The organism is Streptomyces sp. NPDC002088 (assembly GCF_040296605.1).
Taxonomy (GTDB): Bacteria; Actinomycetota; Actinomycetes; order Streptomycetales; family Streptomycetaceae; genus Streptomyces.
Genome location: NZ_JBEOXO010000046.1, coordinates 1 through 25,943, shown reverse-complemented (window position 1 = coordinate 25,943; position 25,943 = coordinate 1). Strand labels below are relative to the sequence as shown.

Sequence of the window (25,943 nt, the reverse complement as noted above, 5' to 3'; positions counted from 1 at the left end):
TCGCTGTAGCCCTGGCACCACAGCTCCTCGACGCTGCTCATGGGCGGCTCCGGACGACACTCGACGGCTGACGGTTCGCACGTTAACCTACCAAACACTTGTTAGGGAAGGAGGGCGGATGTCCGCTGCCCGCACGGCACCCACCGCACCCACGGAGCCCGTCCGCTACGAGCGCCACGGCCCCGTCGCCGTCGTCACGATGGACCGGCCCGATTACCGCAACGCCCAGCACTCCGCGATGACCTACGCACTGGACCGGGCCTTCTACCGCGCGGCCGACGACGACGAGGTCAAGGTCGTCGTGCTCGCAGGAGCGGGGAAGCACTTCTCCGCCGGCCACGACATCGGCACCCTGGAGCGGGACGCGCACCTGCCGTTCGACCGCAAGGCCGGGCTGTGGTGGGACCACTCGGACAAGACGGGCGCGGAGAGCCGCTTCGCCCGCGAGTCCGAGGTCTACCTGGGCATGTGCCGGCGCTGGCGCGAGCTGCCCAAGCCGGTGATCGCCTCGGTGCAGGGGGCGTGCGTCGCGGGCGGGCTGATGCTCGCCTGGGTGTGTGACCTGATCGTCGCCTCCGACGACGCGTTCTTCGCCGACCCGGTGGTCCGCATGGGCATCCCGGGGGTGGAGTACTTCGCCCACCCGTGGGTGATGCCGCCGCGGATCGCGAAGGAGTTCCTCTACACCGGCGACCGGATGAGCGCCCAGCGCGCGTACGAGGTCGGCATGGTCAACCGGGTCGTGCCGCGTGGCGAACTCGCTGACCACACGATGGAGTTGGCGACCCGTATCGCCGAGATGCCGCGCATGGGCCTGGCGCTGACCAAGCGCGCCGTCAATCAGGCCGAGGACCTGCAGGGCCTGCACACCGGGATGGACTCCGTCTTCGGGCTGCACCACCTGGCGCACGCGCACAACGCGGAGACGGCGAAGGACTCGCTCGGCGGCATGGACGCCCGCGCGATGAAGGCGGCTGGTGCGAAGGAGGCCGGTGCCTGATGGACCTCGACTTCTCCGCCGCGGAGGACGCTTTCCGGGCCGAGGCCCGCGCCTGGCTCGCCGCCCATGTGCCCGACACCCCGCTGCCCTCCCTGGAGACGGCGGAGGGGTTCGCGGCCCACCGGGAGTGGGAGCGCACCCTGTTCGCCGACCGCTGGTCGGTGGTCTCCTGGCCCGAGGAGTTCGGTGGCCGGGCGGCCACCACCTTCGAGTGGCTGGTCTTCGAGGAGGAGTACTACGCCGCCGGCGCGCCCGGCCGGGTCAGCCAGAACGGCATCAACCTGCTGGCCCCGACACTGTTCGAGCACGGGACGGCCGAGCAGCGCACCCGCATCCTTCCGCCCATGGCGAGCGGCGAGGTGCTCTGGGCCCAGGCCTGGTCCGAGCCGGAAGCCGGCTCGGACCTTGCCTCGCTGCGCTCCACGGCCGTACGGACCGACGGCGGCTGGCGCTTGAGCGGCCAGAAGACCTGGTCGTCGCGGGCCGCGTTCGCCGACCGCGCCTTCGGCCTCTTCCGCAGCGACCCGAACGCTCCCAAGCCCCACCAGGGCCTGACGTACCTGATGTTCCCGCTGGACGCGGACGGGGTGACCGTACGGCCCATCGGGCGGCTGGACGGCAAGCCCGCCTTCGCCGAGCTGTTCCTGGACGAGGTCTTCGTGCCCGACGAGGACGTCATCGGCGAGCCCGGACAGGGCTGGCGGGTCGCGATGAGCACGGCGGGCAACGAGCGCGGACTCACCCTGCGCAGCCCGGGGCGCTTCACCGCGGCCGCCGACCGGCTGACCCGGCTGTGGCGCGAGCGGGGCGACCCGGCCGACACCGCGCTGCGCGACCGGGTCGCCGACGCGGTGATCGGCGCCCGCGCCTACCAGCTGTTCGCCTATGCCAAGGCCTCGCATCTGGCCGCTGGAGGGTCGATCGGCGCGGAGTCGAGCCTCAACAAGGTCTTCTGGTCCGAGCTGGACATCGCCCTCCACGAGACGGCGCTCGACCTGCTGGGCCCGTACGGCGAGCTGTCGGACGAGGCCGAGGAGGCGCCTGAACACGGGAGTTGGGCCGAGGGCTACACCTTCTCCCTCGCCGGGCCGATCTACGCCGGCACCAACGAGATCCAGCGCGACCTCATCGCCGAGCGGCTGCTCGGCCTGCCGAAGGGACGTCGGTGATGCGGTTTCTCCTCGATGACGAGCAGCGGGAGTTCGCCCGCTCGCTGGACGGCATGCTGGCGGCGGCCGGCACCCCCGCGGTCGTACGGGCCTGGGCCGCCGGGGACCACGGCCCCGGACGCGTCATGTGGGCCCGGCTGGCGGAGGCCGGGGTCTTCGGCCTCGCCGTCCCGGAGGAGCACGGTGGCCTGGGCCTGCTGCCGGTCGAGCTGTCCGTCGCCTTCACCGAACTGGGCCGCTACGCGATGCCGGGCCCGCTGGTGGAGACGGTGGCCACGGCCGCCCTCCTCGACCGCCTGGGTGACGAGGCGGCGGCCGCCGCCTGGCTGCCCGGCATCGCCTCCGGCAAGACCGCCGCCTCCCTCTGTCTGCTCTCCCCCGACAGCCCCTTCGCCCTGGACGCCGACGCCGCCGACGCGGTCCTCGTCGTGGACGGCGACACCGTACGCCTGGCGGAGACGGCCGGACCCGTCCAGCCGTCGGCCGACCCGGCCCGCCGGCTGGCCCGGCCGCTCGGCGGAACCGTCCTGGCGAAGGGGCCCGAGGTGGCCACCGCGGCCGCGCACGCCGCCGATGTCGCCGCCCTGGTCACGGCGGCCCAGGCCCTTGGGCTGGGCCGCACCCTGTTGGCCCGGACGGTCGAATACGTCAAGCAGCGCACCCAGTTCGGGGTTGCCATCGGCTCGTTCCAGGCGATGAAGCACCGGCTCGCGGACGTCTCGATCGCCCTGGAGTTCGCCCAGCCGCTCGTCCACGCCGCCGCCCTTGCCCTCGCCTCGAGCAATCCGGACACGGGCCGCCAGATCGCCGCGGCGAAGGTGTCCGCCGGCGAGGCGGCGTACGCCTCGGCCCGCACGGCCCTCCAACTCCACGGCGCCCTCGGCTACACCGAGGAACTGGACCTGTCCCTGTGGATCCGTAAGGCCCGAGCCCTGCGTGATGCCTGGGGCACCCCGGCCGTGTGCCGCGCCCGCGTACTCACCCCTTGACCCCACCCGTGGCGGGTGTGCGACGCGAGGCCGTGGCCGCCATGGACTCCACCCGGTCCCAGGCGCGCGTGGTGCTCGACGGTGCCGAGAGCCGCCTCGTCGGCGCGGACTGCGGAGGCGGCCGGGTCCTGGGGCGCGTGCCGGACCTGGCCTACACGGCGCTGGCCGCCGAGCAGGTCGGCGCGGCCGAGCGCTGCCTGGAGCTCACGGTCGCCTACGCCCAGGACCGGGTCCAATTCGGGCGGCCCATCGGCTCCTTCCAGGCCGTGAAGCACCGGCTCGCGGACGCGTACGTGCTGGTGGAGTCGGCGCGTTCGGCGGCGCTGGGAGCGGCCTTCGCCGCCGCCGAGGGCTCGCCTGAGACGACCCGCTTGGCAGCCGTCGCCAAGTCCGCCTACTCGGACGCCTTTTCGGCGGTGGCGAGCGAGATGATCCAGCTGCACGGCGGCATCGGCATCACCTGGGAACACGACGCCCGCCACTACTTCAAGCGCGCACACGGCTCGGGCCGGCTCTTCGGCCCCCCGGCATGGCACCGGGGCCGGCCGGCCGCCGAACGCACCCGCGTAATCAACCGGTTGCGCTGGCCCCTACACGAACTGGACCCGGCACTCGACCCTCCAGCGCGCAGTCTCACCCAGCCCAAGCAGGTACTCACCGTGACAGACTTCGAGGAGTTCACCGGCCGCTGGAGACCGCGTAGTACTGAAGGTCCTGCACGGTGACCGTACGCCGCGCCGGCCAGCGGGTCGTGACGGCGGCGACGGCATCCCCCGCGCGGCGGACCACGGCTTCGGTGCGGCCAGGTCTCAGCGGCAGGTCCTGGGCATACCCGCCGGCGGGAGCACGATAGGTGTGGGGCACGGTGCCCACGCGCGCGGAGACCGTGGCAGGCGCGGTCAGGAAGGTAAGCAGTTCCACCTGGTCGCGCGGGGACGCGGTGCCCGGACGCGGGCGCATCAGCCGGGGCTGAAGCGAGGCACTGCCGACATCCGTGAACTGGACCCGGGAGGTGACGTACACGGTGTCGCGGACGATCCGCGGCCAAGCCCCGGTCTTGAAACGGGTGAGGTAGTAAGAGGAGATGTCCAGGTACGTGTGGCCGTTGTGCAGTGAGGGGGCGAACTGGCTACCTTCCGAGTAGTCGTTCCAGGTGGTGAGCTGCACCCAGTCCGCACCGTCGGAGATCGCGTGGTTCCAGGTCGACCGCAGGGTGGCGGTGTTGCCCGCCTCGTCGTAGACGCCCTGGTTGGGCCGGGCGTCCTGCACGGACACGGCCTGCATCCACTTCTTTCCCAGCGAATGGGCAAGCTGGATGTCGCCGGGAACGTTGTTCTGGCGGGTGTAGCTGCGATTGCCCCAGGACGAGAAGGCATGGCTGATCGGCGCGAACCTCTCGGCGTTGGCGCGAAAGTCCAGAAAGACCGGGACGAGCGCGGTGCCGATGCCGTGGTCGCTCAGCCGCGCGATAACTTGACCCCACCAGGCGGGTTCCTGGGCCTCGGCCTTGAACGGGGAGATCACGAGGCGCCCGTCGGCCAACCGGTATGCGGACGGGGACGCGGCAAGCCGGGCCAACTGATCGGCGAGGGTGAGCGGGTCGGTGTGCAGGGACGTCATGTCCGGCATCAGCACGATCCGGAAGCCCGGGTCGACGCGCTGCGCCGCGCGCAGCAGCATGTCGACGCGCTCACGGTTGCTGCCGGTCAGGGAGAGGATATCGACGGTGAATCCGTCAAGCCCGGCGTCACGGGCGGTCCTCACCTCCGTTTCCAGGTTGGCGAGTTGCCAGTCACCGCTGGACGGCGGCACGGGCAGGGGCCGGTCGCGCAGCAGTCCCCCGTAGGCCGCGTGCTTGCCCTGCTCGCCTTGGGGCGTGAGGTAGTTGCGAGCGTAGTAGTCGTACTCGGCGGGCTGGTTGTCGAGGGAGAGCGGATACGGCGGAAAGTAGTGCGCGAAGACCAGATGCGGGCTGTCGCGCAGCACATCGGCGGCCGGCAGATCGAAGGGAAGCGCCGCGGCGTTCGTTCGCTCGACGCGGGGCGCGGCGTCCTCCTGGTCGCGGGCCAGTCCGGTGCCGGCGATCAGTCCGATCAGGAGCAGACCGAACAGGGCACCGAGTGCGGTACGCCGCCGCCGGCCTGACGGTCTTTGGTGCCGGTGCGTTGGACGAGCGGGCTGATCCGTCATGGGTGTCCTCCGCGGACGCCGATGGGCCACCGGGGCGAACTCTACCTCTGGTCTTGCGCAGTGCTCCCCCGTTTACGGGAGAGGTGAAGTGCCTCCTTGGTCGCCCGGCGCGGAGCGCCGGGGCATCACTGCGAAGCAGGAAAGCTGCTCACACGGGGCGCTGCTGGTGCCCGGAAGCGGGCCAGTGGCGAGCATCGCCAGCGCGCCAGGCGAGGCAGCCGGCCGCCCATCGGACGGAAACGCCTCTGCGAACAACGCGTCGTCGAAGACGTGCCCCAGACTGTCGCGCAGCCGGATGGCTGACGACCCCTTCGGGAGAGCCGCACGAACCACCCGCCGCGTCAACTCCGGGATCTCTCCCCCCGACCATGACTCCCACGACACTGGAACATCACCGCCAACCAATTCGATCCTGCTTTCCGCCCTTCCGCACTCGCACCCGGCATGAGGGCAGATTCGAGAGATCAGCAACGGGGTCCTTCAGCCGAGAGAGCACTTCAATGTGCGTGCGGCCCGTTGCATGACGAACCGTCACCAGACGGTCGTTCGGGGCGGTCGCCGCGGTCCCGTCAGGAAGTCGTGGCGCCGAGCAGGTCGGCGTCGTGCGACTGCAGATAGATGTCGAGGGCGTCCTCGCGCATGGCCCGCCACAGATCAGTGCCGGCGCCGGAATCCAGGAGGACCACAGACTGACCGGAGATCGTGTCGGTTCCCTTCGCGGGAGCGTTCATGAACACCATGTTCCCCGGGCGGACCTTCTTGTTGTCCCACAGCAGGGCACGCAGGTCGCCGTCGTCGAGCCGGTCGTCGACGCTCACGGCGGCGGTGAGGTCGTCCAGCACCCTGGCAGCCCTGACGGGGTTGGAGAAGGTCGAAGGACGCATGACCTTCGCCAGCAGCGTCCGCAGGAAGTACTGCTGCCGGTGTGTGCGATCGAAGTCGCCGCGCGCGAGGTGATGACGCTCACGCACGTAGGTCAGGGCCTGCGTGCCGTTCATGTGACGGCTGGCGCCGTCCACGACAAGGTCCACTCCGCCCACGGAGTCGGTGAGTTTCTTGAAACCGTCCCAGTCGATGACGGCCAGATGGTCGACGCGCACCTTGGTCAACCGTTGCACGGTGTCGATGAGCAGCGGCGGTCCGCCCCAGGAGAAGGCGGCGTTGAGCTTGGCCTTGCCGTGTCCGGGGATGTCCACCCACGCGTCTCGGGGCAGCGAGACGACGTACGCGCCGGAATGGTCGGCCGGGAGGTGCACCAGCATCATCGTGTCACTGCGCTGGGCCCCGTACTTCCACTCGGGGGCCTTGGCGTCGCGGCCCGTGGTCGGCAGCTCGGAGCGGCTGTCGACGCCGACGAGGAGGAAGGTCTGCCCGCCGTCGGAGGGCGCCGGCTGCGCCGCCGCGGGGACCTTCGTCGGGAAGACACCGGAGATGCGGTCGACCGCCCCGGTGTAGTGCTCGACGGCCCACCAGGCGACCCCGCCCACCATGAGCAGGCCCACGGCGAGTAGTACGAGCGCCCCGAGGAGCACCCGCCGCGCGCGGCTCTTGCGGCGCCGGGGCCGCGCCTGCATGGTTCCGGAGGCGTCAACCCCCTTTTGTGAAACATCGGTTGAGGAATCGCGAACGTCACCAACCGGGTCGGATGCCATCGAACCGGCTCCGCCCGCCCCTTCCTCCCGGTCTGCCGCTTCGTCCCGGCCCGTCGCTTCGGCCTCAGCCGTGTTCTTGTCCCCCACCATGCATCCCCCACATCGACGCGGTGCGGCCCCTTCCGCACCGGGCGCACACTGTAGCCAGCACGTTCGATGTTCGTACCGCTTTCCGCAAGACCATGGCGCCCACGGGGTCAACCGGCGTGCACGGCGCGGCATTTCGTACGGCTCGGTGCTTCTCGGTGACGTTCACGTAAACGCCCCCATGCGCACACAAGTTTGCCGTACTGTTCACCATCGTGCCGCATGTTCGACGAACGATTGTTCGCGACATTCGGCAAGTCGTGCCGCAGAACGTGCCTGGGGGGGTACATGTGGGATGTTCAGGCCACTGAATCCGACAGATCACGCAAGGCGCGCTCACAAGCGCGCTCCTCACTGTGGATGGGACGCAAGTCCCGCTGGTATCTTCCCGCGTCGCTGATCACCGACCTCGTCGGCGCCGGGGTGCCGGTGGCGCTGGTGCTCTTCGCCACACACCAGCCGTGGGCAGTGCCGAGCGGCATCGTCGCAGGGCACGCCTGGGCGGGAGTCCAGCTGTTCCGCTCGCGCTACGCGGCCCGGGTCATCGGCGAGAGCCGGGGCACGCTGCCGGTGCTCCACGACTGGTTCATCCTGCTGGGTGTGCTCGCGGTGGGGCACACCACGGCGGGGGTGCGACTGCGCGCGCCGCTGTGCCTGGCGGCGCTGCTGCCCGCCCTGGTGCTGACCCTGGTGTGCCGCAAGGCGGTGCACCGTCACCTCGCGACGGTGCGCCGCAGGGCGCAGGCGGTGATCAAGGTCCTGGTGGTTGGCGAGCCCGCCGCGGCGGACGGTGTCACCGCGCACCTCGCCGCGCGCACCGACCACCCGTATGTGGCGGTGGGTGCCGTCCCCGTGGGATGGGGCCCGTTCGCCTCGGGGATCCGGACCGGGGAACGGCTTGCCGCCACCGCGCCGGAGTCCCCCGGAGAGGATGCCAACCTGGTCATCAGCGCAGTGCACCGGCTCGGCGCCGATCTGGTGCTGGTCGTCCCGGGCGCCGCGACCTCCGGGGAGCGGCTGCGCCGCCTCTCCTGGGGCCTGCACGACGCCGGCATCGAGTTGTTCGTCGCGCCCGGCCTGGTGGACGTGTCCGTCAAGCGCCTGGAGACCGGATCCGCCGGCGGGATGTCGCTGCTGCGCGTGGCCCCGCCGGTGCGGGAGGGCTTTCAGCCGCTCATCAAGGAGGTCCTGGACCGCAGCGCCGCCCTGCTGGGCCTGCTCGTGCTGGCGCCGGTGCTGCTGGTGGTCGCAGCCGCGGTGAAACTGTCCTCGCGGGGGCCGGTGCTCTATCTGCACGAGCGCATCGGCCGGGCTGGACGCCCCTTCGTGATGTGGAAGTTCCGCACCATGCGGGTGGGTGCCGACCGCCAGAAAGCCGAACTGGCCCAAAACAACGAGCACGACGGCCCGATGTTCAAGATGCGCCGAGATCCGCGGGTCACCCGGGTCGGCCACTGGCTGCGCCGCGCTTCGCTGGACGAATTGCCACAGCTGGTCAACGTCCTCAAGGGTGACATGTCCCTGGTTGGTCCGCGTCCGCCACTCGCCGACGAGGTGGCGCACTACACGCCCGTCGAGTGGCGGCGGCTGAGCGTACGGCCGGGCATGACCGGGCTGTGGCAGATCAGCGGACGCTCCGACCTGTCCTGGGACGAGACCGTCCAGCTCGATCTCAGCTACGTCGACAACTGGTCGATCACCAGTGATGTGGACGTCATGGCCCGCACGTTCCGCGCCGTCGTCGACGGCCGCGGGGCGTACTGAGAGCGCCGCTCATGGCCGCACAGTTCCCCGGCGCGCGCAGCGCGCCGCCGAAGTCCGTGCGCAAGCGGGGCCCGTCAGCCGTCGAGGCCGCTGCGCCAGTGGGCGTAGGTGGCGGCGATGCCGTCACGCAGCGGGATCGCCGGCTTCCAGCCGGGCTGCGCGATCCGGGAGATGTCGAGCAGCTTGCGCGGGGTGCCGTCGGGCCGGGTCGTGTCCCAGGCGATCGGGCCGCCGAAACCCGTGACCTCGGCGACCGTCGCGGCCGGCTCGCTGATGGTGAGGTCGTTGCCGCAGCCGACGTTGACCGGCTCGTCGCCGTCGTAGGAGCGCAGCAGCACGGCGCAGGCGGCGGCGAGGTCGTCCACGTGCAGGAACTCCCGGCGCGGGGTGCCGCTGCCCCACAGGACGATCTCCTCGCGCCCCTCGGCCACGGCCTCGTGGAAGCGGCGGATCAGGGCGGGCAGAACGTGCGACGTCTCCAGGTCGAAGTTGTCGCCGGGACCGTAGAGATTGGTCGGCATGGCGCTGATGTACGAGGCGCCGTACTGGCGCCGCTTGGGGTAGATGCACGACGGTCCCAGGAGGAGCAGCCGACCCACACCGGCGGCGTGGGCCCCGGCTATGACGCTGAGCTGGATCTGGAGGTTCTCCTCCAGGAACTGAACCGGTTGAGTGCTGTTGGCCATGATCCCGCCGACCTTCGCGGCGGCGGCACCACCGCGTCGGGGCGCAGGGCGATCAGTTCGGCCGCGGTGCGCGCGGCGTCACTGAGGTCCAGTTCGGCGCGGGTACGGGTGAGCACCTCGTGCCCGTCGGCGGCGAGCCGGCGGGCCACGGCAGAGCCCACCAGGCCACGGTGGCCGGCGACGAAGACACGGGCGCGTTCGGGCAGCAGCAATGCGGTCATGAGCCGGATCATGCCAGGAGCCGCGTGACCAGCATGCCCGTACCAGCAACTCTCGTGACATTTCCTGTAGTTGGCGACATGCGACCCGCGCACGGCGGGTGTACGGACCGGATCCGCCCCGGGGGCGGGTCCGGCGGGGAGGGGAACACCACATGACCAAGACCGCGCTGATCACCGGCGTGACCGGGCAGGACGGCTCGTACCTGGCGGAGCTTCTGCTGTCGAAGGGATACCGCGTGCACGGCCTGGTGCGGCGGTCGTCCAGCTTCAACACCGAGCGGATCGACCACATCTACCAGGGTCCCCAGGAGGCCGAGCGCCGCTTCGTGCTGCATCACGCCGACCTCTCCGACGGGGTGGCGCTGGTGAACCTGCTGCGCGACATACAGCCTGACGAGGTGTACAACCTGGGTGCCCAGTCGCATGTGCGGGTCTCCTTCGACGCGCCGCTCTACACCGGCGACGTGACCGGCCTGAGCACCCTGCGCCTGCTGGAGGCCATCCGGGCGAGCGGGATAGAGACTCGTATCTACCAGGCGTCGTCCTCGGAGATGTTCGGTTCCACGCCGCCCCCGCAGAACGAGGACACCCCCTTCCACCCGCGCAGCCCCTACGGCGCCGCGAAGGTCTTCGCGTACTGGACCACCGTCAACTATCGTGAGGCGTACGGGATGTTCGCGGTCAACGGCATCCTGTTCAACCACGAGTCCCCGCGCCGCGGCGAGACCTTCGTGACCCGCAAGATCACCCGCGCCGTCGCCCGGATCAAGGCCGGCCTCCAGGACCGTCTCTACCTCGGCAACCTCGACGCGGTCCGCGACTGGGGATACGCGCCCGAGTACGTCGAGGCGATGTGGCGGATGCTCCAGCACGACGAGCCGACGGACTACGTGGTCGCGACCGGAGTCCCGGCCACCGTGCGGCAGTTCCTGGAGACGGCGTTCACCCATGCCGGCCTCGACTGGAACGAGCACGTGCGCTACGACCCCAAGTACGAGCGTCCCAGCGAGGTCGACGCACTGATCGGTGACGCGTCCAAGGCGCGCGAGACGCTGGACTGGCGGCCCACCGTCCTGGTGGACGAGCTGGCACGGATCATGGTCGACGCCGATGTGCGGCAGGTGGAGAAGGAGCTCGCGGGCGCCGTCGTGCGCATCGACCACTGACGCCTGTCACATGCGGAAAGGCGGACGCGCGCCCGTGTGCGGACGCCTGATGCCGTGGGGCCACCGTGAACACATTGAAATTTCCTGCTAGATGAGTCACATGTGTTCCATAACGTGTCATGTACTCGTATGGTTCGCGAGCAAACAGTTCATACGGCCCGTTCGGATCCAGGGGGATTCCGGCGGGCTCGTCGAGGCAGAGGACCCGCGACCGGGTCCAGAAGCCGGGGGGTTCATGCACAGATCCAGAGGGCTCAGCGCCGCCCTCGTCCTGTCCACCGCGGCGGGCCTGGGCCTGGTGGCCCTGCCGCAACCGGCCGCCGCGCTCACCGCGCCGGTCGCCTTCACCGCCGACGACCTGCCGACCTGGCAGACCAACGGCGTCGTGTGGGCGCTGGCGGAGGCGGGCGGCACGGTCTTCGCGGGCGGTACCTTCTCACAGGTGCGCCCGCCCGAAGGAGGAAGCGGCACCGCGCAGAGCGCAGTGAACTTCGTCGCGCTGGACGCGGCGACCGGCTCTCCCACCTCCTGCACTCTGTCCTTCACCATCGGCAGCGGCACCGCGACGGTGCGGGCGCTCGCCGTCTCACCGGACAAGAAGACGCTTTACGCGGGTGGTTACTTCGGCGCGGTCAACGGCACGCAGGTCAGCAGCCTCGCCGCCATCGACATCGCCACCTGTACGCCCAAGGCCAACTTCCGTCCCAGCGTCTCGGCCACCGTGCGTGCCCTCGCGGTCACCGACAACACCGTGTACATGGGCGGCGACTTCACCTCTGTCGGCGGCAGCGCGCATGCGCGGTACGCGGCCGTGGACGCCACCAGCGGCGCGGTCAAGACGTTCCAGGCCGACGTCGACGAGCCCGGCCGGGCCGTCGCGGTCACCCCGGACGGCCAGAACGTGATCCTCGGCGGTGACTTCTTCACCGTCAACGGCGCGAACTCGCACGCCTTGGCCGTCGTCGACGCCACCACGGGCGACAACGTCCGCACCTACCCGGACTTCATCGAGACCAACTCGGTGGTCAAGGCGCTCGACACGGACGCCACCGGCTTCTACACCGGCAACGAGGGAACCGGCGGCGGCGTCTTCGACGGCCGTATCGCACTCGACCTGTCCACGCTCGACCAGCGCTGGCGCGACACCTGCCTGGGCGCCACCCAGGCCGTCGAGTCGTACGAGGGCGTGCTGTACAGCGCCTCGCACGCGCACGACTGCTCCAGCGTCGGCGAGTTCCCCGACGGACGCCGGCATCACCTGCTCGCGGAGCCGACCACCGGCACCAACAAGCTGGGCTGGTTCCCGGACACCAACGACGGTCTGGGCGAGGGCATCGGCCCGCGCGCCATGGCGGTCTCCGAGACCTCCGGCAACAAGTACATGTGGGTCGGTGGCGAGTTCACCACCGTCAATGGCTCCGCGGCCCAGGGCCTCACTCACTTCGCGGCCTCTCCCGACACCGGCGCGCCGGGGGTCCCGCAGGTCGGCGCCGAGTCGGTGACGCCGGCCGAGGCCCATGTGCGCTGGCGCTCCAGCACCGACCTGGACGACACCAAGCTGACGTACAAGGTCTACCGCAACGGTGGCTCCACGCCGGTGTACACCGTGGACGGCGACTCGGTGGAGTGGTCGCGTCCACAGCTGTCGTTCACCGACACCAACGTCACCCCCGGCTCCACCTACAGCTATCGGGTGACCGCCACCGACAGCGCGGGCAACGCCTCCGCGCTGTCCACCGCGGCAACGGTGACCGTGCCGATCTCCGCCCAGAAATACCCGGCGAAGGTGCTCGAGGACGGCGCGAACCTGTACTGGCGCTACGACGAGTCCGTCACTCCGTTCGTCGGCGACACCTCACCCGGCGACCAGAGCGGCATCCACGTCAACGGACCCTCGCTGCGCCAGACCCCGGCCGCCGTGACCGGTCCGTCCACCGCCATCGGTTTCAACGGCAGCGACCAGCAGATCTACAGCGACAAGCGCACCACCGTGCCGAGTCAGTACTCGATCGAGACCTGGTTCAGGACGACCACCACCCAGGGCGGCAAGCTCGTCGGGTTCGGCAACAACACCACGCAGGCCAGCGGGAATTACGACAAGCACGTCTACATGCGCAACGACGGCAGGCTGGTCTTCGGCGTGTGGACGGGCACGGCCCGCACCATCACCTCGTCGGCCGGCTACAACGACGGCGCCTGGCACCACGTAGTCGCCACCCAGGGCTCCTCCGGGATGCGGCTGTACGTGGACGGCAACGAGGTCGGCACGCTGGCCGAGACCAACAGCCAGAGCTACAGCGGCTACTGGCACGTCGGCGGCGACAACCTCAACGGCTGGCCGGACCAGCCCTCCAGCAACTACCTCGCCGGGCAGATCGACGAGACCGCGATCTACCCGTCGGTGCTGAGCGCGTCCCAGGTGCAGAGCCACTACACGCTGGCCTCGGCCCCGGCCGACAGCGTGCAGACCGTCCGGGCGTCGGGCGACACGTACGTCAACGCCGGTGCCTCGGGCAGCAACTACGGCACCTCCACCTCGCTGGCGGTGCGCGGCAGCTCGGCGTACGAGACGTATCTGCGCTTCGATCTGCCGTCGGCCCCGGCCGGGACGGTACTCAAGAGCGCGCGGCTCGCGGTGAAGACGACCACGTTGAGCAGCGCGGGCAGTACGGACGACATCTCCGTGCGGCCGGTCACCGGAAGCTGGACGCAGGCGGGGACCACCTATGCCTCCAAGCCCGCCGTGTCCTCGACCGTGGTGGGCACCCTGAGCGGGGCCACCGGCATTTCGGCGGTCTACTCGGCGACGCTCGACACCTCGGCGCTGTCTCCCGCCCTGGGAGGCACCTACGACCTGGCGCTCACGAGCACCGGGACGGACGCGCTGTGGCTGTGGTCCAGTGAGGCAGCGGCCGCGGAGAACACCCCGCAGCTGGTGCTGACCTTCGGGGCGCCGTAACCCTCACCGCGTCCCCGTGTGCGGGGCGCCTGACCGCGGTCCGGCGCCCCGCACACCCCGTTCGGGCCCGCACCTTCGTGTGGGCCCACCTCCATACCCAGGCCCACCGGGGCCGCAGGAGCCACCATGCACACTCGTACTCTTCGGTCTCTTCGGCGCGGCGCCGCCGCCAGCGCTCTCACCGCGCTTCTCGCGCTCGCCGGCTGCAGCTCGGGCGGCGGCACGCAGGCAGTGCCGAAGTCCCCGCAGCGCATCTCCGACGACCAGGCCGCCGCCGTGCCCGGCGACCAGGCGAGCCCCGCCCCCGAAGGCTCGTCGGCGTCCCCCAAGGGACCGGTCCTGCCCGACGCGGAACTCACCCCGGCGACCGGTTCCTTCACCGCCAAGGAGAAGAAGTACCTGCACGGCCGCGTACCCGAGAACATGGACCCGGCCGCCGTGCTCCAGGCCGGCCAGGAAACCTGCCAGCGCATCGAGCGCACCGCCGCCCACGACAAGGACGCCGCGATCGGCGCGATCATCGCCGGGGAGGTGCCGTCCGCCGTCGACGCGATCACCCAGCTGTGCCCGAAGCAGAAGCCCCTGCTGGACGCCGCAGAGACCGGCTTCACCGACGGCACGCACACGAAGCCGGAGCCGGGCACGTACCGGGCGCTGACCACCGCCGAGGGCTGCACCTGGAAGGCGCTGGGCGCAGGCGCCAAGGTGCTGGCGTCCGGGCCCGGCCCGGACGGCCCGAAGAAGGTGACCGCGAAGATCCCGGCCGGGACCCGTACATTCGTCTCGTCGGGCTGCTACGCCTGGCTTCCCGCGTAGGGGCTGCCGTCTGGCCGTGTCGTCGTCCTTGGTCTGCTGCACCCCGGCGACCGGGGCTCAAGCCAGACGCGAGGAGCCCTGACCTCGACCGGGCCGGCAGCAGTGACCACGGTGCGGGGCCGGTGGTGCCCGTTGCGGATGACCAGCCGGCGTCCGACTGCATCTGCCTCTGCCGCCAACTCGGCTATGTACTGGTTGGCTTCAGCCTCCAGTGCGGCGGCCGGCATCCCGCGGGCACCCTCGCGCACGATCTCGTCGATCAGGTAGCCGGACTCGGTGGAGCCGTCAACGGTGACAGGCGTGCCTTCCCGACCCGCACTGCAACGCAGATCTACTCCGTGACTTCTCGATCCATCACCCGGGAAGGTACGCCCTTCGCGCGCTCCCCAGAGAGCTGATCCACAAGTCCTGAGCATTGCTCGGATTTTTGAGCTACTACTCGCGCTACGCTGCTGTGTCGTGCAGAAGACGCGCCTCGACACTGCTCGGATCCGGGCGGCCCGCCGGGTGATCGACCCGGTTTTCCTCGACACTCCGCTGTACCGCTGCGAGGCACTGAAGCCCGGCCTCGGGTGCACGGTGAGCATCAAGCTCGAAACGGCGAACCCGGTGCGCAGCTTCAAGGCCCGCGGCACCGAGGTCGTCGCGAGCCTGCTCGCCGAGAATGGCTCGCGAGACGTGGTGTGCGCCAGCGCGGGCAATCTTGGCCAGGCCCTCGCTTGGTCCGGTCGCGGCCGGGGGCTTGAGGTGACCGTCGTGGCGTCCCGCTTTGCGACTGTGGCCAAGCTTGACCGCATCCGCGCGTTGGGCGCCAAGCTGGAACTGGTGGACGGCGACCACGAGATGGCCCGCGAGCGGGCGGCGGCCATCGCGCGGTACGACGGCATCCGGCTGCTCGAGGACAGCCTGGACATCGAGACCTGCGAGGGCGCGGCGACCATCGGCCTGGAACTGGTGGACACCGTGCCGTCGTTCGACGCCGTCCTGATTGCTCTCGGCGGCGGTGCGCTGGCCACCGGTGTGGGTCATGTGGTCAAGGCCTGGGCGCCCGAAGTCGAGGTGATCTGCGTCCAGCCGCTGGGCGCACCGGCAATGACCCACTCGTGGCGCGGGCGACGCGTCGTCACCACCGACTCGACCAACACCATCGCTGACGGCGTCGCCGGCCGGCGACCCATCCCGGCCGTCCTGGACGACCTCCTCCTGGTCGCTGACGACGCCGTCCTGGTCCAGGAGGCGTCGATCACCGCCGGTATGCGGATGCTCCTCGACCACGCCGGCCTCGTCGTCGAACCGTCGGCCGCGCTCGGCATCGCAGCGATCCTCGAAGACCGCGACCGCTTCGCCGGCCGGCACGTAGTCACCATCGTGTGCGGGAGCAACGTCGACGTAGACGCCTATCACCACTGGGTCGGTGCGGCTCCCATCCGCAGGTCTTGATGCGATGAAGGGGCGGGGCCTCCGCCCCCGCGGGGCCGGGTATATACCCGGTGTTCACGTTCGTCATGGCGAAGGAGGTCCCTGATGAGCGAGTACGACGGACATCAGTACGTCGGCATCGACCTGCATCGCAGGCGCTCCGTGATCGTGCGTCAGACCGCGGACGGCACGCAGCTGAGCGCAGTACGTATCGCCAACGACCCGGTCGCGCTGGGCCTGCAGATCGAGCAGGCCGGCAGCAGCCCGGACGTGGTCGTGGAGGCTACCTACGGCTGGTACTGGGCAATTGACGTGCTTCAGGCCGCCGGGGCCGAGGTCCACCTGGCCCACCCGCTGGGCGTGAAGGGCTTCGCCTACCGGCGCGTCAAGAACGACATCAAGGACGCCTCGGACCTCGCCGACCTGCTGCGCATGGGGCGTCTTCCGGAGTCCTGGATCGCCCCGCCCGACCTGCGGGAGTTACGCGAACTCGTCCGCTACCAGGCCAAACTGGTGGCCCTGCGCAGTGGGCTGAAGGCCCAGGTGCACGCGGTACTCGCGAAGGCCGGGGTCCTCATCGCCGTCTCCGACTTGTTCGGGACCGACGGCCGCCGCCAGTTGGGGCAGACCACGCTGTCCGGCGCCTACGCCCAGCGCGTGGCCTCTCTGCTGAAGCTGATCGACAACCTCGACGCCGAGGAAGCCGTCTTCAACATCCGGATCGCCGAGCGGCTTCGCGGCCACACCGGCTGTGGGGCCATCCGGTGTCTGCCCGGCATCGGACCGGTTCTGGCCGCCGTGCTGGTCGCCGAGATCGGCGACGTGCACCGGTTCCCCTCCGCCGACCGGTTGTGCTCCTGGGCCGGGCTGACTCCGCGCCACTACGAATACGACACCGTCGTGCGCCGCGGGCACGTCACCAAGCAGGGCAGCAAGCTCGTGCGCTGGGCCGTCGTGGAGGCCATCCAACGCGGCACCACACCCAAGATCGCCGAAGACCGGGCACGGATCGAGGCCCGCCGCGGCAGGAACATCGCGAAGGTCGCCGCGGCCCGCAAACTGCTCACGCTGGTCTACTACGGGCTGCGCGACGGACACATCCGCGCCCTGGCCCGCCAGGCGGCGTGAGCAGCTTGGTGGCGGCACTGCCGGCCTTGCCGTAGGTGACCGAAGAGCTCCGGAGCCATGGACCCAATGCAGGAGACCGTGCTGAACGCTGTCGTCGGTGAGGCCAGCGCGGGCGCAGCGGCTGGCTCCGCGCATCATCGCTGGCGGCACTGACATCGACCCGCCCAATCAGTTTCAGCCTCGATCTATACCGATGGCTGATTTATGGTGCATGGTGTGCATGCGGGATCTCCCCACCCCCCAGGCGGAGAATCCCTCTGCCGGGCCCTGCCGTCTGCTGCGGATGGCAGGGCCCGCCGCGCCTCCCGGCTCCCCACGGGAGGCATGCGGCTGCCCGCAGTCGTCCGTTGAGGTGGCTGTTGCCGCCTGCCTCCGCCACACCTTGGCCTTCTCCGTCGAGAGCAGCGGTGCGTGCCCCCTCGCCCGTTGAGCCCGTACTTGATGAGCCACTCCGGGACGGCTGGCCTGGACACACCCGCGCTCACCGACATCCTGGGCGGCTGCCCGAACACCGCCAATTGCCCGAGTACCGCGTACCGACCGAGTGGACGCCACGGCGGACCTCGGTGATGGGCGGCCGCAGCCGGTACACCCGGGACCTTGTCCCCTCCACCAGGGACCGCACCCCGCTGCCATTCGGCCTGCCCCCACTGCGACCCGCGCGTGACAGCCGCCCGCGGGCGACCTCCGCGAACTGCGAAGTGATCCGGGTGTTCTGCTGGCCGAGGCGCTTGCGTGGACCTCGCCAGTGAGGCGTCTCATGGTCCTGGCAGGCGTCACCGTTGGAAGCGGATGTGCAGAGGTTCGGGTAGTTCTGCCAAGGGCGTCGTGTAGGAGAAAAGACCCAGGCCGAGGCTTCGGTGGCGGATCAAGGCGCCCGCCTCGATCGTTCCTTCTGCGAATTGGCCGGCGGTGATGCGGACGATGAGACAGAGGCGCTGGATTCCGTGGAGTGCCTCGCCGAACAGCCCCAGCTGCGACCGCAGCTCTCGCGAGCCCACCCAGGACCTCGATGGCTCTTCCCGGGCATGGTCCCGGGCAAGCCGATCTCCACGCACAGCATGACCCAGAAGCTGGGCCGCCACGGCATCCCGTTGGCGCCGCCCGCAAGGCGGCACTGACCGCTCTCTCTGCTGATCTCCCCAGCCCGATCCTCACCGACGTGACCGGGATGCACCGCCACACCGCACTCCGCTGGGTCGCCTACGCGAGACGCGACTGGGCCGCGTACCTCGCGGTGCGGGCCGAGGACCTGAAGGAACCGTCCGGTGGCGATCGCCGATGAGGGCCACGATTCGTGCAACGGCCGGGCAATCGATAAGGTGCCAGGTCACTGCCGCACCCGTTTCATCCACGGGCCGGTCAGGGCTCTGCCGCAGCTTGTGGCACCTCCACGGCTGCCTTGCCGACCCCTGCCTGGCTGGGCCCTGGGACACGGGGGCGATCTTCGCGGCGGGGCAGTCGGGCCCCGGCCGGCGGGTCAGGAGGAACGAGTGGCACAGATCATCGCCGAGGTCTCACGAACGTTCAACGAGTTTCTGCTCTTGCCGAACCGGACCCGGACCGACTGCTCCCCTGCGACAGTCGACCTGCGCACGCCCCTGGTGCGGCACGTCGTGGGCGAGCAGTCGGCGATCGAACTCGGCTCCCCGTTCACGTCCGCGATCATGCAGGCTGTCAGCACGCCGGAACTCGCGATCGCGGTCGCGCGCAACGGCGGTCTGAGTTTCCTGCACCACAACCAGTCGATCCAGGACCAGGCCTCAGCCGTGCGTCAGGTGAAGAACTTCAAGGCCGGGTTCGTCACCAGCGACACCAACGTCCGCCCGGACGACAGCCTGAGCCACCTGGTCTCCGTCATGCAACGCACCGGTCACAGCACCGCCGCGGTCACCCACGACGGCACCGCCACCGGCCGCCTGCTCGGCCTGGTGACCTCCCGCGACTTCCACCCCCAACGCCACGACCTCGACGGACCGGTGGGCGGCCGCATGACCGCCATCGCCGACCTGCCCCATGCCGGGGCCGACACCACGCTCTCCGAGGCCAACGCGCGGCTGTGGGACCAGCGGCTGGACTGCCTCCCCGTGCTGGGCGCCGAGGGCCACCTGCAGTATCTGGTGTTCCGGTCCGACTACGCGGACAACAAGCGCTTCCCGAACCAGGCCGTGGACGCCGACAAGCGCCTGCGCGTGGGCGCGGGCGTCAACACCCACGACTACCAAGAGCGCGTCCCCGCCCTGTTGGAGGCGGGCGCCGACGCCTTGTGCTTCGACTCCTCCGACGGCTACAGCGACTGGCAGGCGCAGGCGCTGATCTGGGTGAAGAAGCATTATCCGGAGATCCCGATCGGCGGCGGCAACGTGGTCGACGGTGAGGCGTTCACTTTCCTCGCCGAGGCCGGTGCGGACTTCGTCAAGGTCGGCGTCGGCGGCGGCTCCATCTGCATCACCCGCGATCAGAAGGGCATCGGGCGCGGCCAGGCCAGCGCCGTCCTGGACGTCGCCGCGGCCAGGGACGCTTTCCGCGAGCGCACCGGCGAGTACGTGCCGATCTGCTCCGACGGCGGCCTGGTGCATGACTACCACGTGGCCCTGGCGCTGGCGATGGGAGCCGACTTCGTCATGATGGGGCGTTACTTCGCCCGTTTCGACCAGGCGGCGGGCGCGAAGCTCCCAACCCGGGACGGCTTCGTGAAGGAGTACTGGGGCGAGGGATCGAACCGGGCCCGCAACTGGCAGCGCTACGGACAGGGCAGCCAGGGGCTGATCTTCGAGGAGGGCGTTGACGGCTACGTCCCCTACGCCGGCGACCTCAGCGAAGGGCTCGCCCTGACCATCGCCAAGCTCAAGACCACGATGGTGTCCTGCGGCTCCGTCACTCTTCCGGAGTTCCAGTCCACGGCCCGGCTGACCCTGGTATCCGACCAAAGCTTCCAGGAGAGTCACGCAAACGTCACCTTGCGGGACACACCGGCAACCATCGCCTGAGAGGCTGCCAAGAGCCACCGACTACGGGCCGGAGGGGATTAGCGCACAGTCGGAATAACCCCCTCCCGCCAGTAGTCCGCGACATTCTCACGGACTCGGTCGTCGAGCACTACGGCAGCCCTGTGGTGAAGGCGACCAAGCACAAGCTGGACCCGGACCTGCCGAGCCGGCACTGGTGGATCATCGAGCCCGTGGCCAAGGCGATCATCACAGCGGCCGAGCTGTCGATCGATGATGCGTACACCACCGCGTCCTTGCAGGCCAAGTCGCCCATCAGCCACTTCGACAGCGGCGACGCGATCAACAGTTTCGTCAGGCACGCCAACAACAACCGGCACGTCGCCGGGCTTACGCACATTGTCGGCGTACGTTCAGGTGTACGCCGACACCTCCTGCGCGGCGAGATCCCGCCCGGCGGAAAGTGCGACGTAAAGACCCTCGCCCGCAAAGCAGCCGTCGACCGCACCGCCTTCTACGGCACCCGCCCCTACGCACACCTCCGCGCCGAATTCGAGCGACGTCTCCAGGCCCTGCAGCAGGCCGGAGACATCCCCGACCCCCGCGAAGCCAACATCACCCGCCTCAAAGCACAGAACACCAAGCTCAAGGAGCGGCTGGCCCAGTCGAAGCGGACGATCGACGAGCTCACGGGCTTCCGCACCCAGGCCCTGGCCCGCCTCGCCGCCCAACACGAGGAGATCATTCGACTCCGCGAAGCCGCCGCCGGCACCACTCGGGTCAGCCGCCTGCCACCACCCCGAACCACCGTCATCGGGACATGCAGCTGACGCCGCATACCCGACCGGATGCTGGCCCTCGCATGGCGAGAGTCGGACCTCACCAGCGATCAGATCGAAACCTCGTCGGTCAGCGAAGGCACGGCGCATGGACGGAGGAGCATGAGCGAGTCTTCCAAGGTCGCCACCATGGCAAAAGGGAACCGGTCGAGCTCAAGACAGAGTGCGACGTCATCAGGATGGACTCCTTGACGCACACCCTCCGCCAGCTCGGCGGCGGCGCGCGACTCGCCAGCGCGGCGGAGGAACTCAGCTGCATCCGTCCCAGCCTCGGTGGCCCTCCGAGCGATGTATTGAGCGCACGCCAGATCTTCATCGGCGTGCCCATCGTCGCCAGTGACCACGAACGTGACACTGTCACACTCGCGCGTCCGCAAGAGACGAGCCGTTGCCTCCGCCACCACGAAGCCGGCACACAGCACCAGCGACGCCTCCTTGACCGCAAGGGCGCCGACCGTCCCTGCCGTGGTTTTCTGCACAACGGTCCGTCCGCCAAGGTCAATCGACCGCAGCAGGCCCGGTGAGTTGACGGTGTCGAACCCGGGTGCGGGCGGACCGTCTTTGAGCGCCACCCAATCCGGGTGGCGAGCCTTGAGCGCCAGGGCTTCGTCCAGCGATTCAGCAAGAACGATCTTTTCCGCCCCCTGGGCAAAGGCCCAAGCAGCCACCGTGAAAGCACGCATGACGTCGACCACGACCGCCACGGACGGGGCTTCGACCAGCTCAGCGATGCCAAGGAAACGAGCGTCCATCCGGTCATGATCGCGCATGCCCGACCCGAAGCACCCAGACAGTGATACGCATCACATCGAAGGTCTAGGAATGCAACACCTCCGGTGCCTGCGCCGTGAAAGCAGTGCGCAACGACACGCCTGCTCAATCGCCACATGGGGTCACCCGCACACGTTCTCGCGGGCACAAGCCACACCATGGCAATGCTCACCCGGAAGTTTCCCGGCTCGGAGATCGCCGTCGGGATGCAGCTCAAGCACGTCGCCACGCGCACGCTCGCGAACACCACCGTCCAGGGCTGCACCGAGCCCTCGCCCACCTGGGCCCAGCACCTCAGGACCGCCATCAGCGAGCGCCGCTTCGAGCGGCTGGCCGAGCTCTTCAGGCGCAGTTGGTCGCGCGCCTCCAGGCTCTCGGTGCGCCGCCCGCCCACGTGGGCCAGGGCAAAGGTGCCGTGGACGGTCCTCGCCCGGACACCACTCCCCCTGGCGGCCGGCTCGCCTTCCACGTCTTCCCCGCCCTGGCGGGGTTCATCCGTGAACTCATCGTCATCGGCACCAACGAGTGCCTGGCCGCCGCCCGCGCCCGCGGCCGCATTGGTGGGCGCCCCAGCGTCGCCACCGAAGAAGTCATCCGCGCGGCCCGCGACCTGCTGCCCGACCCCGGCCGCTCGATCACCGCAATCGCCAAGCTACTCGGCGTCTCCCCGGGCACGCTCTACAACCTCATCCCCGACCTCCAGGAACTCCGGTCGGGCACGGTGCCCCGCCAGCTCGAAGCCCCTACGAAGTAGCCAAGTCCCAGCAAGATCATCCTCATCGCCGCACCCCGGATAGATCACGCGCCGTGATTGAAATTGCTGCGGGAAGGCAGTTGCGCCGGAGGCGGTTGGTGCAGAGAACCTCGGTCCACTCGATCGAACTGCGATCACTCACGGCCGGCCCTCCATCCCCTCGAACCGTGCCTGTCCGCCGTTACCACCGCGGCCCGTTGTCTGCCCAACGAGGCGCCGCATGACCGGACACCGGCATCCAACCACTCGGCTGCCACGCAGCGCCCGCCACCCCGAATTTCGAACATGTGTGCCCAGCCTGCGAGTTGGCGTGAGTGTTGTAAACAGGGCGCCGTCATGCGGCGAAGCCGACGTTGGTGACGTACTCGTACTGCCCCCACTGCGAGCCGAGGTCGACGACCTGGTCCACCCACGCGTCGTCCAACTCTTGGTCGTCGCCGACCGCCCAGGCGGCGACGATGCGGTCCCAGCGGCGCACGTTGAGGGTGCGGAACTCCACCACCCGCCGGCGGGGCCCGTCAACCTGGGACTGGTTGATGGGGTGGATCTCGACACGGGTGCCGCGGCCTTCGTGGTTGAGGCGGGCCAGCAGATAGCGGGCGACGTTCTCGCGCCGCACCGTCCGGTAGGCCTGCTCGATGCGGTCCAGGTTCTTCCTCGAGGGCGAGCGGGTGCCCTCCAGCCAGGCGCGCAGGGTGCGGTCGGTGACGGTCAGGCCCGCCGCGCGGGCGGCGGCGCGGGCGTGGTCGGTGCGGGTGAGGTAGTGCAGGCGGGCGAGCAGGCCGCGGCGGGCCGTGGTGGGGGTGGCGATGTAGCCGGCGAGCGCGTCCAACTGGCGCGCGACCGCTTCGTGGCCCTTGATGCCGCGGGCGCCGTACTTGCCGAACTCGATGTTCCGCTCAGGCATGTTCTCTTCCGGTTTTCGAGCTTGCGGATCACTGTACGGGCTTCGTCACGTGCCCGAGGAACGGTGGTCGGCCTCGTCGGGTTTCGAACCGACGGTGTACACGTCTTTGATCTTCACCTCGGCGACGCCGCGTCCCTCGGGGAACACCGCCCGCCAGTCGCCGATGACGTGCAGTTCGTCGGTGCCCATCGCACGCACGACCATCAGGCCCTCATCGTAGGACCGGTGCGCCTTCCACCACAGGTTCGCGAAGGCCTGTGAGCGGATCAGGTGCATCCAGTCAGTGCGGTACAGCTCCCGGTTGTAGTTGGACTCCCCCATCGTGGAGACGAACTTGGAGTACATCGCCTTGATGTACTCCAGCGTGACCTCGTCGTCCTCGGCGATCGCCCGGTCCCGGGCGTCTTTGAGGGCGACCCGGAACTTCTCCAGCAGGCCCTCCGTGGCTCCGGAGGTCCAGGACTCGTGGATCTCCGGCCGGTCGCATAGTCCGTACTTCGGGCCGGACAGGCGCAGCAGCAGGCGCAGGGTGGGTTCGGTGACCCACAGCGGGCCGGGTTCGTCGCGGCTGCCGATCGGGTTGGGCAGGTAGGTGTCATGGGCCCATTCCGGCGGGGTGATGAGGTGGACGCCGGCGCGGCGGCGGTCGTGGTGATTTCCGGTGGAGTGCTCCAGCTGGCCGAGCGGGAGGTGCGTCTTCAGCGCGGAGAGGTAGGCGCCGTTGATGTCGAGAGCGGTCACTTCGAGTTTGCCTGCGGGCAGTTCGGGTCTGCTCCACTTGGGGCGGGCTTCCCAGACCTGGTCGGCGCCGCGGGAGGTCTGCTTGCGCAGGATGTCCGGCAGCCAGGGGTGGGCCACGATGTCGTACCGTCCACCTTTGCGGGTTTCGTCGAGCAGTGCCATCGCGTCTGGGATGGCCCGCTTCACCAGCGCGGCGGTCGCGGCCTCTACGTCCCCGGCGTGCGCCGCGAGTGCGGCCGCGACGGCGGAGCCGATCAGGTCCGGGGTGTCGGCCGTCTGCACACGACGCCCAACGGGCACGATCTTGACCCCGCGTGCCGACAGGGCCTGGCTGCCGGCGGATGCCGGCTGCCGCGGCTCGGCCTGCGGGGCGGGCTTGTCCTGTGGTGGGGGTTCGACCGTGCCGCACTCGGCGGGGTCCAGGTGCTGGGGGAATCCCGCGACCTGGTGGCGGGCAGGTTGTCCGCACAGTACACATGGCTGCGGCGCGTGGAGGACTTCGACGTCGTCCTGGTCGACGGTCTGTTCAGCTTCCGCCGCGCCGTCACCGACGGGCTCCTCGGCGGGTGCTTCCTCAGCTGCGGCGGCCAGCTTGGTCCGCGCACCCTCGAGGAAGTAGGCGTACTTCTCCCGCACTTCTCCGCTGGGGTCGCGTCCGGACTCCCAGCCTCCGACGGTGGACGGACTGACGCTCAACGCCTTCGCAAGCTGCGCGCGTGAGAGGTTCAGCCCGTCACGCAGTGCCCGGCGCTCGTCGGCGGACGGCAGCGGGGCTTCCTGCTTGGCTCCGGCGAGCAGCGCGTCAATCGCGTCGAAGCCCGTCATCGCGTTTCCCCGTCCTGCACGACTGCGACGCGTGCCGCGTTGGCGTGACGGCCGGGAGCTCGTCGGCGGTCCGCGGACAGCGACTCCGTGGCGCGAGTGGGCCCCGCCAGGAGGTCGAGGACGTCGATGCCGTAGTGCGCGGCTACCGCGTCGCAGTCGGACAGGCTCCATGTGGCGGTGGCCGACTGACGGCGGCTCACCTGGGCCTGGCTCACCCCCAGGGCGGCAGCGAGATCGGTCTGCGACTCGCCTGTCGCGTACAGGAGGGCGGCCATCGTGGCCCGTACTCGCTCATCGAGACTCATACCCATGGCATCTACCCTACACCTAAACCTTATACTGTATGCGTAAATCGCATTACTGACGCGTTCGTGAAGTAGCCAGACCCGGTCAGGTGAGTCCGGTGCGGGCGCAGAACCCCGCCGTGGATACGCGCGCGCAGACAGGCCTGGAAGCGTCGGTTCGGGCCTGGACACCGGGGCCGATGTCGACCCCATCGAAGCGAGCAACCTGAACGACCGTCCATCTCCGTGGACAGGCCGCTGGGCGTACGAACCGTCACCCGCACGCTGACCACGGATCGCCACAGGACGGGCGGCCCGCGGACATCCTGAGCGAGGTGAGCACGTATGCCCATCAAGCCCACGTCAGCCTGTCGCGGTTGTGTCCGGGCGAGTACGACGCCTACCTACTGGCCTGCGACTACCTGACAGGGGCGGCGTCCACGGAGTTCACCCTGTCGGTCACCGTGGTCCGGCGTGAACTTGCCACTGGCGAACCGCTGCTGGAAATTCCGCCCCTGCCGCTCCCGGCGGAACTAGGGTGCGTTTCATAAGCGGCCGCCCGCTGATCTCCGCAGCATGATCGGCCAGTACAGTCGCCCTCGTGGCAACACCGGCACTGCGGGCGATT

General features: G+C 69.7%; 21 protein-coding genes and 2 pseudogenes. 15 read left to right on the top strand and 8 right to left on the bottom strand.

Translation table 11 applies throughout. From position 1 onward, the window contains the following. Positions 1-118: 118 nt before the first annotated feature. From ABT114_RS47235 to ABT114_RS47220, 4 genes are read left to right on the top strand one after another with little or no spacing between them, the layout of a single operon-like run. On the top strand, positions 119-1,000 hold the full coding sequence (locus ABT114_RS47235; RefSeq protein ID WP_351152691.1) for an enoyl-CoA hydratase: 882 nt from the start codon (positions 119-121) through the stop codon (positions 998-1,000). After that, positions 1,000-2,169 (top strand): acyl-CoA dehydrogenase family protein, encoded by a 1,170-nt coding sequence (locus tag ABT114_RS47230; protein WP_351152688.1) that lies wholly within the window; start codon positions 1,000-1,002, stop codon positions 2,167-2,169. Before ABT114_RS47235 ends, ABT114_RS47230 begins: the two co-directional genes overlap by 1 nt. Further along, positions 2,169-3,158, top strand: coding sequence for an acyl-CoA dehydrogenase family protein (locus tag ABT114_RS47225; protein WP_351152685.1), 990 nt, complete (start codon positions 2,169-2,171; stop codon positions 3,156-3,158). The genes ABT114_RS47230 and ABT114_RS47225 overlap by 1 nt, the downstream gene beginning before the upstream one ends. Then, positions 3,155-3,883, top strand: coding sequence for an acyl-CoA dehydrogenase family protein (locus ABT114_RS47220; protein ID WP_351152682.1), 729 nt, complete (start codon positions 3,155-3,157; stop codon positions 3,881-3,883). The genes ABT114_RS47225 and ABT114_RS47220 overlap by 4 nt, the downstream gene beginning before the upstream one ends. On the opposite strand, the gene ABT114_RS47215 is transcribed toward ABT114_RS47220, so the two are convergent. Both ABT114_RS47215 and ABT114_RS47210 read right to left on the bottom strand, forming a co-directional pair. Beyond that, entirely contained in the window at positions 3,837-5,348 is a 1,512-nt protein-coding gene (locus tag ABT114_RS47215) for a glycoside hydrolase family 71 protein (protein WP_351152680.1), read from the bottom strand. The two genes, ABT114_RS47220 and ABT114_RS47215, sit on opposite strands and share 47 nt — an antisense overlap. Positions 5,349-5,917: 569 nt before the next feature. Continuing rightward, on the bottom strand, positions 5,918-6,922 hold the full coding sequence (locus ABT114_RS47210; RefSeq protein WP_351152678.1) for an LCP family protein: 1,005 nt from the start codon (positions 6,920-6,922) through the stop codon (positions 5,918-5,920). 525 nt (positions 6,923-7,447) lie between these two features. Here ABT114_RS47210 and ABT114_RS47205 point away from each other — a divergent pair. Further along, positions 7,448-8,851: an exopolysaccharide biosynthesis polyprenyl glycosylphosphotransferase gene (locus ABT114_RS47205; protein ID WP_351152675.1), complete on the top strand. Its 1,404-nt coding sequence runs from the start codon at positions 7,448-7,450 to the stop codon at positions 8,849-8,851. A 74-nt stretch (positions 8,852-8,925) separates the two neighbouring features. Here ABT114_RS47205 and ABT114_RS47200 read toward each other — a convergent pair. Beyond that, positions 8,926-9,770, bottom strand: a pseudogene (locus ABT114_RS47200) (GDP-L-fucose synthase family protein). A gap of 140 nt (positions 9,771-9,910) precedes the next feature. On the opposite strand from ABT114_RS47200, the gene gmd reads away from it, so the two are divergent. From gmd to ABT114_RS47185, 3 genes are all read left to right on the top strand, one after another. Further along, entirely contained in the window at positions 9,911-10,924 is a 1,014-nt protein-coding gene (gene gmd / locus ABT114_RS47195) for a GDP-mannose 4,6-dehydratase (protein ID WP_351152672.1), read from the top strand. Positions 10,925-11,159: 235 nt separating this feature from the next. Continuing rightward, complete coding sequence (locus ABT114_RS47190; protein ID WP_351152669.1) at positions 11,160-13,883, top strand: LamG-like jellyroll fold domain-containing protein; 2,724 nt, start codon at positions 11,160-11,162, stop codon at positions 13,881-13,883. A gap of 126 nt (positions 13,884-14,009) precedes the next feature. After that, entirely contained in the window at positions 14,010-14,699 is a 690-nt protein-coding gene (locus ABT114_RS47185) for a hypothetical protein (RefSeq protein ID WP_351152666.1), read from the top strand. A 65-nt stretch (positions 14,700-14,764) separates the two neighbouring features. On the opposite strand, the pseudogene ABT114_RS47180 reads toward ABT114_RS47185, so the two are convergent. Then, positions 14,765-14,962 (bottom strand): annotated as a pseudogene (locus ABT114_RS47180) (transposase); the annotation flags it as partial. Between the two features lie 196 nt (positions 14,963-15,158). On the opposite strand from ABT114_RS47180, the gene ABT114_RS47175 reads away from it, so the two are divergent. The 5 genes from ABT114_RS47175 (at position 15,159) to ABT114_RS47155 (ending at position 21,024) form a co-directional block, all read left to right on the top strand. Further along, positions 15,159-16,139, top strand: a complete 981-nt coding sequence (locus ABT114_RS47175) for a threonine ammonia-lyase (protein WP_351152664.1) — start codon at positions 15,159-15,161, stop codon at positions 16,137-16,139. Positions 16,140-16,223: 84 nt separating this feature from the next. Beyond that, positions 16,224-17,246, top strand: coding sequence for an IS110 family RNA-guided transposase (locus tag ABT114_RS47170; RefSeq protein WP_351152661.1), 1,023 nt, complete (start codon positions 16,224-16,226; stop codon positions 17,244-17,246). Between the two features lie 1,162 nt (positions 17,247-18,408). Further along, positions 18,409-18,531, top strand: a complete 123-nt coding sequence (locus ABT114_RS47165) for a hypothetical protein (protein ID WP_351152659.1) — start codon at positions 18,409-18,411, stop codon at positions 18,529-18,531. A gap of 208 nt (positions 18,532-18,739) precedes the next feature. Beyond that, positions 18,740-20,236, top strand: coding sequence for an IMP dehydrogenase (locus tag ABT114_RS47160; RefSeq protein ID WP_351152656.1), 1,497 nt, complete (start codon positions 18,740-18,742; stop codon positions 20,234-20,236). Between the two features lie 122 nt (positions 20,237-20,358). Continuing rightward, complete coding sequence (locus ABT114_RS47155; RefSeq protein WP_351152654.1) at positions 20,359-21,024, top strand: hypothetical protein; 666 nt, start codon at positions 20,359-20,361, stop codon at positions 21,022-21,024. A gap of 59 nt (positions 21,025-21,083) precedes the next feature. Here ABT114_RS47155 and ABT114_RS47150 read toward each other — a convergent pair whose 3' ends face one another. Next, a complete protein-coding gene (locus ABT114_RS47150; RefSeq protein WP_351152653.1) occupies positions 21,084-21,785 on the bottom strand; it encodes a 2-phosphosulfolactate phosphatase in 702 nt (233 codons plus the stop codon). A gap of 434 nt (positions 21,786-22,219) precedes the next feature. Here ABT114_RS47150 and ABT114_RS47145 point away from each other — a divergent pair, with 434 nt between their 5' ends. Beyond that, on the top strand, positions 22,220-22,558 hold the full coding sequence (locus ABT114_RS47145) for a helix-turn-helix domain-containing protein (protein ID WP_502988520.1): 339 nt from the start codon (positions 22,220-22,222) through the stop codon (positions 22,556-22,558). Between the two features lie 334 nt (positions 22,559-22,892). On the opposite strand, the gene ABT114_RS47140 is transcribed toward ABT114_RS47145, so the two are convergent. The 3 genes from ABT114_RS47140 to ABT114_RS47130 are packed head-to-tail and all read right to left on the bottom strand — an operon-like array spanning position 22,893 to position 25,342. Continuing rightward, positions 22,893-23,465, bottom strand: coding sequence for a transcriptional regulator (locus tag ABT114_RS47140; protein ID WP_351152650.1), 573 nt, complete (start codon positions 23,463-23,465; stop codon positions 22,893-22,895). A gap of 45 nt (positions 23,466-23,510) precedes the next feature. Beyond that, positions 23,511-25,031, bottom strand: a complete 1,521-nt coding sequence (locus tag ABT114_RS47135; RefSeq protein ID WP_351152647.1) for a helix-turn-helix domain-containing protein — start codon at positions 25,029-25,031, stop codon at positions 23,511-23,513. Beyond that, a complete protein-coding gene (locus ABT114_RS47130) occupies positions 25,028-25,342 on the bottom strand; it encodes a helix-turn-helix domain-containing protein (protein ID WP_351152645.1) in 315 nt (104 codons plus the stop codon). The genes ABT114_RS47135 and ABT114_RS47130 overlap by 4 nt, the downstream gene beginning before the upstream one ends. A 308-nt stretch (positions 25,343-25,650) precedes the next feature. Here ABT114_RS47130 and ABT114_RS47125 point away from each other — a divergent pair, with 308 nt between their 5' ends. Beyond that, the gene (locus ABT114_RS47125; RefSeq protein WP_351152642.1) at positions 25,651-25,866 is read left to right on the top strand and encodes a hypothetical protein; all 216 of its coding nucleotides are present in this window, start codon (positions 25,651-25,653) and stop codon (positions 25,864-25,866) included. Positions 25,867-25,943: the final 77 nt, after the last annotated feature.